Raw genomic sequence first — 9,014 nt, 5'->3', positions numbered from 1 at the left:
GGAACATCTTCATCTGCTCAAGGGTGGTGTTCTGACGTTCGTCGAGAATGATGAAGCTATTGTTAAGGGTGCGACCGCGCATATAGGCCAGCGGCGCAACCTCAATCACCTGTTTCTCGATCAGCTTGGCCACGGTTTCAAAACCGAGCATTTCGTACAGCGCGTCATAGAGTGGGCGCAGATACGGGTCGATCTTTTGCGACAGATCCCCAGGCAGAAAGCCCAGTTTCTCGCCCGCTTCCACCGCCGGGCGTACCAGCAAAATGCGGCGAATCTGCTCGCGCTCCAGCGCATCCACCGCGCAGGCCACGGCCAGGTAGGTTTTACCTGTACCGGCTGGGCCGATGCCGAAGTTGATGTCGTGGTTAAGGATCGACTTCACATAGCGCTGCTGATTAAGGCCGCGTGGGCGAATCATGCCCTTGCGGGTGCGCAGGGCAACGCTGGCTTCCACCGGGTCGTTACCGGCCAATTGCTCAACCGCAGACTCCTGCAAGAACAAATGCACGATGTCGGGGGAGAGTTGTGTGGCGTTGGTTTCGCGGTACAGGCGGCGCAGCAATTGCTCGGCGGCCTGGGTGGTTTCGGCGGGGCCCACCAGTTCGAACTGGTTGCCACGGTTGCGAATTTCGATGGCCAGGCGCTGTTCGATCAAGCGCAAGTGCTCGTCGAATTGCCCGCACAGGTTGGCGAAGCGGCGAGCTTCAAAGGGTTCGAGGATAAAACGATGCGGTTCTATGGGTGCGTTCAAGGTCGTATCGGTAGCCACTGAGATGGGTCGAAGGATAACCCCGGATGCCCGCCTGGGAAAGCTCGGGCATCTGCGGCTTTAGTGGCACTCGGCCACAGGTTGTTCTTCTATGACCAGGCTACCGCGCAAAGAGTGCGGTCTGGCTTCGTCGATCCGTACGTCGGCGAACTGGCCAATCAGGCGTGGATTGTCGCAGCGGAAATTGACGATACGGTTGTTCTCGGTACGCCCAGTGAGTTGCCCGGGGTCGCGCTTGGAGAAGTCGTTGACCAACACGCGCTGGATGCTGCCAACCATCTTGCGGCTGATTTCAAAGCCTTGTTGGTCCAGGCGGTGCTGCAAGCGGGCCAGGCGCTCGCGGTTGGTTTCTGCCGGAATATCGTCTGGCAGGTCGGCCGCCGGGGTGCCGGGGCGGGCGCTGTAAACAAAGGAATAGGAGAAGTCGAAGCCGACATCGGCTACCAATTGCATGGTGTTTTCGAAGTCTTTTTCGGTTTCGCCGGGGAAGCCGACGATAAAGTCCGACGTAATACTGATATCCGGCACCGCCGCGCGCAGTTTGCGGATGATCGACTTGTACTCCAGCCCCGTATGGTTGCGCTTCATCGCCGCCAGAATACGGTCGGAACCGGCCTGCACCGGCAAATGCACATGTTTGACCAACTCCGGCACTTCGGCATGCACACGAATCAGGCTGTCGGAGAACTCCAGCGGATGCGAAGTGGTGTAGCGAATGCGGTCGATGCCGTCGATGGCGGCTACTACGCGAATCAGCTCAGCCAAATCGGCGGTACGGCCATCGTGGGTGACGCCACGGAAGCCGTTGACGTTCTGCCCCAACAGCGTCACTTCACGTACGCCGTGTTCGGCCAGGTGAATGACCTCGGCCAGTACATCGTCAAACGGCCGGCTGACTTCTTCGCCGCGGGTATAGGGCACCACGCAAAAGGTGCAGTACTTGCTGCAGCCTTCCATGATCGACACAAAGGCGCTTGGGCCGTCGATACGTGGTTCGGGCAGGCGGTCGAATTTTTCGATTTCCGGGAAGCTGACATCCACCTGCGGCAAGCGAGTGAGGCGCGCGGCGTCGATCATTTCCGGCAAGCGGTGCAGGGTTTGCGGACCGAACACCACATCCACATAGGGCGCGCGATCACGGATGGCGGCGCCTTCCTGGCTGGCCACGCAACCGCCGACCGCGATCACCATGTCCGGCTTGGCCAGTTTCAGCTCACGCCAGCGGCCCAGCTGGGAATACACCCGGTCTTGAGCGCGCTCACGGATAGAGCAGGTATTGAGCAGAATGACATCGGCGTCTTCCGCGCGGGCGGTAACTTCCAAGGCCTCATGTTCACCCAGCAAATCGACCATGCGCGAGCTGTCGTACTCGTTCATTTGGCAACCGTGGGTTTCGATATACAGCTTCTTGCTCATGCGTGCTCAAGGGGGTGGCTCAAAGAGTCGCGCATTATAGAGGCGGCGGTCCGGCAGGCCTAGCATTGCCTGCCGGGAGGCTATGCTATGATCCCGCCCCCGAAAATTTCCCCCGGTTTTTCCCCGCCCATGAGCAAGCGTGAACCTATCTATAAGGTGATCTTCCTCAACCAAGGCCAGGTGTTCGAGATGTACGCCAAGCAGATCTATCAGAGTGATCTGTGGGGCTTTCTCGAGGTGGAGGAGTTTGTCTTTGGCGAGCGTACGCAGGTGGTGGTTGACCCTAGTGAGGAGAAACTGAAGGCGCAGTTTGAGGGCGTGGTGCGTAGTTTTGTGCCGATGCATGCGATTGTGCGCATTGATGAGGTGGAGCGGTTGGGCACGCCGAAGATTAGTGAGGCGCGGGCTGGGGTGGGGAATGTGATGCCGTTTCCGATGCCTATGCCGGATAAGTAGTTTGCTTTTGCGGATTTGAGTTTCGCGCGGCCTGTTGCGTCAACCGCGGACGGCTCCCTCTGCCCGCTTGCGGGAGAGGGCTGGGGAGAGGGTTTTGCTTTTTAGTGGGTGGTGGTATTCGTTACCGCGTTGGCTGGGGGGGTTGTTTCGCGCCTTACGCGCGACTCACTTTTTGCCAGTCGCCGCAAAAAGTAAGCAAAAAAGGCTTGCCCCTACCTGGGCCCTACGCTGCGCTTCGGGTCCCTTCGCTGCGTCGTTGCTCCAGGGGTCGGGCTGAAGGGCCATCCATGGCCCTCATCCCTCTTCGCGGCTCCCGGCCGCTACGACCCCTTACGCAACGACTCCACTCGGCCTGGCGCTAACGGGGCGAGTAGATCAACAGCTAGATCAACATCAAAAGCTTGGCTGAGTTGGCAAGGCGACCGCCGAGCTACTCCCCTCTCCCGCTAGCGGGAGAGGGGCTAGGGGTGAGGGCTGGCGTTTACTCGGTGAAGGTGTACGCCCAATCCCCCTCGCCACTGTGCCTGTCGCCTTCCATGTTTCACCCCCTACACTCCCTTTCTTGCCTGCCCTCTGCCGAGCCTTCCATGCGCACGCGTTTTCCGCTGTTGCTTGTCGCTGCTTTTGCTGCCCTGTACATCATTTGGGGTTCGACGAATCTGGTGATCCGTATCGGTGTGGAAACCTGGCCGCCGCTGTTAATGGCGGCGGTGCGTTTTCTGATTGCCGGTAGTTTGATGTATGGCTGGCTGCGTTTACGCGGCGTTCCGGCTCCGAGCTGGCGGGAGTGGCGGGCGGCGGCGATGGTGGGCACGTTGTTGCTGGCGTTTGGTAATGGCGGCGTCACTCTGGCTGAGCATTCCGGTGTGGCTTCTGGGGTGGCGGCCTTGGCGGTGGCGACGGTGCCGCTGTTTACCTTGCTGTTTAATCGTTGGTTCGGGCACCGCAACTCCAGGCTGGAGTGGGCGGGCATTGCTTTGGGTATGACCGGCATTGCGTTGCTCAACCTGGGTTCCAATTTGCAGGCCAGCCCAGCCGGGGCGGCGATGATTCTCTTCGCCGCCGCCAGTTGGGCGTTCGGTTCGGTGTGGGGTAAAACCTTGCCGCTGCCTAACGGTCCGATGGCCAGCGCCACAGAAATGCTCGGCGGCGGCGCGGTGATGTTGCTCGGCAGCGTGCTCAGTGGCGAGCGCATGACACAGATGCCCAGCGCCGCCGGCTGGGGCGCGTTGCTGTATTTGATTTTCTTCGGCTCGATCATCGCGTTCAGCTCCTACGTCTATTTGCTCAAGCATGTGCGCCCAGCCGCCGCCACCAGTTATGCCTACGTCAATCCGGTGGTGGCGGTGCTGCTCGGTATCGTGTTTGCCAATGAGCAGATTGGCGGTGAGGAGTGGTTGGCGATGTTGGTGATCATCAGCGCGGTGGTGTTGATTGGTTTGCCGCAGTGGCGTCGACCGCCTGCCCAGGAGTAGCGTCGGCCTCCTGGCTGGCTAAGCTGGCTGAGAGTGTTCACGCAAGGGAGGCTGTATGGGTGGTTGCAAGGCATGGCTGATGGGCCTGCTGATGGTGCTGGCGGGTGCCGCTGTGCACGCCGCGCCGTTAAACCTCAGCGCTGAGCAGCGCAGCTGGATTGCCGAGCACCCGGTGGTGCGCGTCGGGGTGCAGAAGGGCGGTTGGGAGCCCTTCGATGTGTTCGGCGAGCAGGGTCAGCACAGTGGCATCAGCGGTGATTACCTGGCCTTGCTTGGTCAGCGCCTGGGCATCCGCTTTGAAACCGTGCAGTTGCAAGACTGGAACGCGGTGTTGGCGGCCCTCAAAGCCGGCGATATCGACGTTTTGTCGTCCGTGGCGAAAACCGATGAGCGCCAGGCGCGCATGGCCTTTACCGACGCCTACCTGACCAGCAATAGCCTGATTTTCACCCGCCATGAACTGCCGATTCGTAGCACCGATGACCTGCGTGGCCGGCGCGTGGCCATGGAGCGCGGCTATGTCACCGAAGACCTGCTGCGTGCCGCTGTACCGCAGGCGCAAATCGTCGAAGTAGACGATACCGAAGATGCCTTGCGTGCGGTGTCCTCCGGCGGCGCCGATGCCTATATCGGCAATATGATTGTGGCCAGTTACCTGGTACGCAAACTCAGCCTGGCCAATATCGAACTGCGTGGCGAGTCGGGGTTGCTGCGCAGTGAGCTGCACTTTGCCGTGCGCCGTGATTGGCCACAGTTGGTTGAGGTGCTAGACAAGGGCTTGGCCAGCCTGGAGCGTGAAGAGCGCGAGCAGATTCTTGATCGCTGGTTGCCGCCGTTGTCGGCGTTTAGTTGGCAAGGCCTATTGCTGGTCGGCTGGCCATACCTGCTGGGTGTGCTGGCGGCATTGGTTGTGGTGGTGCTGTGGAACCGCCACCTACGCACGCAAATCCATCAGCGCCAGTTGGCCGAGGCCGAGGTGGTGCGCCAACGCAGTACCTTGCTGGCCATCATTAATGCCATTCCCGACCCGATCTGGTTCAAGGATATCCAAGGCCGTTACCTGGGCATCAACCAGGCTTGCGCCGAGCTGTTCGGGCAGAGCAGCGAACAGGTGCTGGGCAAGCGCGACCACGAGCTGCTTAACCTCGACTGGGCAACTAAACGCGAGGAGCACGACTACACCGCGTTGACCCGCGACAGCACTTACGAAAGCGAAGGCCGCGTGCGTTACCCCGATGGCCATTGGGTGGTGTTCGACACCCTGCGCACCATTTTTCGTGATGACCGTGGCGTGCCCCTGGGGCTGGTGGGCGTGAGCCGCGATATCACTGCGCGCAAACAGGCCGAAGCAGCGATGGCCGATGCCAAGGAGTTGGCCGAAGAAGCGGCGCGCTTGAAGTCAGATTTCCTGGCCAATATGAGCCACGAAATCCGCACGCCAATGAACGCCATTATCGGCATGGCCCACCTGGCGCAGAAAACCGAGTTGGAGCCGCGTCAGCGTGGCTACGTGGACAAAATCCAGCAGGCCAGCCAGCACTTGCTCGGGGTGATTAACGACGTTCTCGACTTCTCTAAAATCGAGGCCGGCAAGCTGGGTATCGAGCACATCGACTTCAACCTGCAACAGGTGCTGGAAAACGTCGCCAACCTGATCGGCGAAAAAGTCGCCGGCAAACACCTGGAGTTGGTGTTTAACCTCGACCCCAAGCTGCCATTGCAGTTGGTGGGCGACCCGCTGCGTATTGGGCAGATCTTGATCAATTACGCCAATAACGCGGTGAAGTTCACCGAGCGCGGCGAGATCGAATTACTCATTCGCGCCGAGCAGCAAAGCGCCGAGCAGGTACAGGTGTACTTTGCTGTGCGCGACACCGGCATTGGTATCAGCCATGAGCAGTTGGAGCGCCTGTTCGAATCCTTCCAGCAGGCCGACAGCTCGACCACGCGCAAATACGGCGGCACCGGCCTGGGCTTGGCCATTTGCAAACGCTTGGCCGAGGCCATGGGCGGGCGCGTTGGGGTGCAGAGCCAGGCGGGGCGCGGCAGCCTGTTCTGGTGTCGACTGCCACTGGGCATTTCCACCGAGCACCAGCAATCGCTGCAACCCCAGCCCAACCTGCGCGGCCGTCATGTGCTGGTGGTGGACGACAATGACAGCGCCCGCCGCGTGCTGCACGACATGCTGGTGGGTATGGGCTTTCGCGTGGAGACCGCAGAGTCCGGACGCGCGGCCTTGCGTCAGGTGCAACTGGCCGATCAGCGCCGGCCGTTCGACCTGGTCATGCTCGACTGGCAGATGCCGGAGATGGACGGCATCGAAACGGCGCGGCAGTTGCAGGCGCTTGATCTGCAGGCACAACCGCGTTTGCTGATGGTCACCGCCCATGGCCGCGAAGAGGTGTTGCACAATGCCCGCCAGGTCGGGGTCGACGATGTACTGCTAAAACCCCTTAACCCGTCGCTGCTGCTGGATGCGCTGGTTGGTACGTTGGCCAACCACAGTGGCCCGCCTGTTGCGGTTGTTGATAGTCCAAGCGCCGATGCCATACCCGATTTCACTGGCAAGCGCGTGCTGTTGGTCGAGGACAACGAGCTCAACCGCGAAGTGGCCTGCGGGCTGCTAGAGGAAAGCGGCTTGCAGATTGAGCAGGCCGAAGATGGCGCTAAGGCCGTGGATATTTTGCTGGCGCGCGGTGCGGGCTACTTCGACCTGGTGCTGATGGATATGCAGATGCCGGTGCTGGATGGCCTTTCGGCTACCCGCCGCCTACGCGCCGAGCCGCAGTTTGCGCACTTGCCGGTGATCGCCATGACCGCCAACGCCTTGCCGGCTGACCGCGAGCGCTGTCTGGAAGCGGGCATGGATGACCACCTGGGCAAGCCGCTCTACCCCGACCAACTGTGGCGCACCCTGGCGCAGTGGTTGCGAGTAGACAACGGCGCCAGCGCGCAAGATTCAACCGTGTCGGCAACGCCAGACTGGCTGTTACCCGGTGTCGACCTGGCCAGTGGCTTGCGCCGCGTGCTGGGCAAAACGGAGCTGTACCAACGCTTACTGCTGAAATTTGCCGCCAGTCAGAACGATTTCAGCGCGCAGTTACGTTTGGCACTGAACCAAGGGGCGCACGACGCTGCCGAACGTCTGGCCCATAGCCTCAAGGGCCTGGCCGGTAACCTCGGCGCAGTGGATTTGCAGACCCAGGCGGCGCTGCTGGAAACGGCGCTAAAAGACGACCGCGCCGATGAAGAGCTGGAGCCTTTGATCAGCGAACTCAGCCACAGCCTCGATTCCTTACTGCACGCCATCGAGGCGCAATGGCCGGCATCGGTCTGTGCCGCGCCGCCGCCGGTGGACGAGGGGGAGCTGGCAGCGGTGTGTCAGCAGTTGGCCGGGCTATTTGCCCATGACGATCCGCGCGCCGGCAAGGTCTTCGAAGCGCAGGCGTGCCTGCTGCGCAACGCCTTCAACGATGACTACCCGCCGTTGGCCGAGGCGGTTCGCTGCTACGATTTTGAACAGGCTCTGACGTTATTGCGGCAAACAGGTGAACAGCGTGGCTTGAGCCTTTAGTGCTCAGCCCAGAACGGACAGGAGAAGGGCGTGGACGGGATACTTGACCGACCGGAGCAACCGCTGGTGCTGGTGGTGGATGACACCCCGGAAAACCTCGAGCTGATGAGCGAGCTGCTGCTGCCCAACTACCGGGTTAAGGTGGCCAGCTCCGGGCTCAAAGCGTTGCGCATTGCCATCAGCAGCCCGCCGCCGGACCTGATTCTGCTGGATATCATGATGCCGCTGATGGACGGCTACGAAGTGTGCAAGCGCCTTAAAGCTGACCCGCACACCCGTGATATTCCGGTGATCTTTCTTACCGCCAAAACCGAGCTGGCTGATGAGCAGCATGGTTTTGACCTCGGTGCCGTCGACTACATCACCAAGCCCATCAGCCCACCCCTGGTGCTGGCGCGGGTTAAAGCGCAACTGCAACTCAAAGCCAGTGCCGACTTTTTGCGCGACAAAAGCGAGTACCTGCAACTGGAAGTACGCCGCCGCACCCGCGATATCGAAAAGCTCCAGGAAGTCACCATCGAAGCCATGGCCGGGCTGGCGCGTATGCGCGAAAACCCGGGCGGCGGACACTTGGCGCGCATTGAGCCATATATGGTCGAACTGGCCAGCAACCTGGCCCAGCAGCAACCGGCGCTGGCCGCGGAGCTGACGCCGGAGCGCATTGCTCGGCTGGGCAAATCGGCGTTGCTGCATGGCATTGGCCGTTTGACCCTGCCGGACCGGATTATCCACAGCCTGGTGCCGCTGGAAGCCGCCGACATAGAGGTTCTGCATCGCCACGCCGAGGCTGGCTTTGCTGCGCTACAGGCCGCCGAAGACAAACTGGGCAGCAGCGAAACCTTTCTGAGCGATGCCAAACATATTGTCCACAGCCAGCATGAACGCTGGGACGGCAATGGTTACCCACAAGGCCTGCGGGGCGAGCAGATTCCGCTGCCGGCGCGTTTGATGGCGATAGTCGGCCGCTACGAAGAACTCACCGCCCACCACCCCTACCGGCAAACCAGCAGCCATGCCGAAGCGGTGGAGCTGATCAGTGCCGGCAGCGGCAGCGAGTTTGACCCCCTGGTGGTCATGGCGTTTCTCGGCGCTGCCGATGAGTTTTGCTCACTGGCATTGGGCCTGGCCGATAACGCCGAAGCGATTCACTCCGACCTGCAACGGTTGGATGAATCGTTTGGCGAAACCATTGAGCTGACCTTGCCGCAGGAATCAGCCTGAGCACCAAGCGATTTCCCCGCAAATCGCCTGCTCTTGTAGGGTGTCTGCGCGCACCAGACGATCTTCCGGCAAGCGTAATGGCGCGCACAGCACACCCTACGTG

General features: G+C 61.0%; 6 protein-coding genes. 4 read left to right on the top strand and 2 right to left on the bottom strand.

The genetic code is table 11. The features are described from left to right. On the bottom strand, nucleotides 1-751 hold a 751-nt coding region (locus AAAB16_RS01255; RefSeq protein ID WP_340661696.1), incomplete at its 3' end, for a PhoH family protein. Nucleotides 752-829: 78 nt separating this feature from the next. Further along, on the bottom strand, nucleotides 830-2,185 hold the full coding sequence (gene miaB / locus AAAB16_RS01250; protein ID WP_340661695.1) for a tRNA (N6-isopentenyl adenosine(37)-C2)-methylthiotransferase MiaB: 1,356 nt from the start codon (nucleotides 2,183-2,185) through the stop codon (nucleotides 830-832). A gap of 129 nt (nucleotides 2,186-2,314) precedes the next feature. Here miaB and AAAB16_RS01245 point away from each other — a divergent pair, with 129 nt between their 5' ends. The 4 genes from AAAB16_RS01245 (at nucleotide 2,315) to AAAB16_RS01230 (ending at nucleotide 8,911) form a co-directional block, all read left to right on the top strand. After that, nucleotides 2,315-2,641 (top strand): DUF1820 family protein, encoded by a 327-nt coding sequence (locus tag AAAB16_RS01245; RefSeq protein ID WP_110617159.1) that lies wholly within the window; start codon nucleotides 2,315-2,317, stop codon nucleotides 2,639-2,641. A 587-nt stretch (nucleotides 2,642-3,228) separates the two neighbouring features. Further along, on the top strand, nucleotides 3,229-4,116 hold the full coding sequence (gene yedA / locus AAAB16_RS01240) for a drug/metabolite exporter YedA (protein ID WP_340661694.1): 888 nt from the start codon (nucleotides 3,229-3,231) through the stop codon (nucleotides 4,114-4,116). Nucleotides 4,117-4,171: 55 nt separating this feature from the next. After that, nucleotides 4,172-7,690, top strand: coding sequence for a response regulator (locus AAAB16_RS01235; RefSeq protein WP_340661693.1), 3,519 nt, complete (start codon nucleotides 4,172-4,174; stop codon nucleotides 7,688-7,690). A gap of 30 nt (nucleotides 7,691-7,720) precedes the next feature. Beyond that, entirely contained in the window at nucleotides 7,721-8,911 is a 1,191-nt protein-coding gene (locus AAAB16_RS01230; protein WP_340661692.1) for an HD domain-containing phosphohydrolase, read from the top strand. Nucleotides 8,912-9,014: the final 103 nt, after the last annotated feature.

Source organism: Pseudomonas sp., assembly GCF_037994325.1.
Lineage (GTDB): Bacteria > Pseudomonadota > Gammaproteobacteria > Pseudomonadales > Pseudomonadaceae > Aquipseudomonas.
This window is presented reverse-complemented; position numbering and strand designations above follow the sequence as displayed.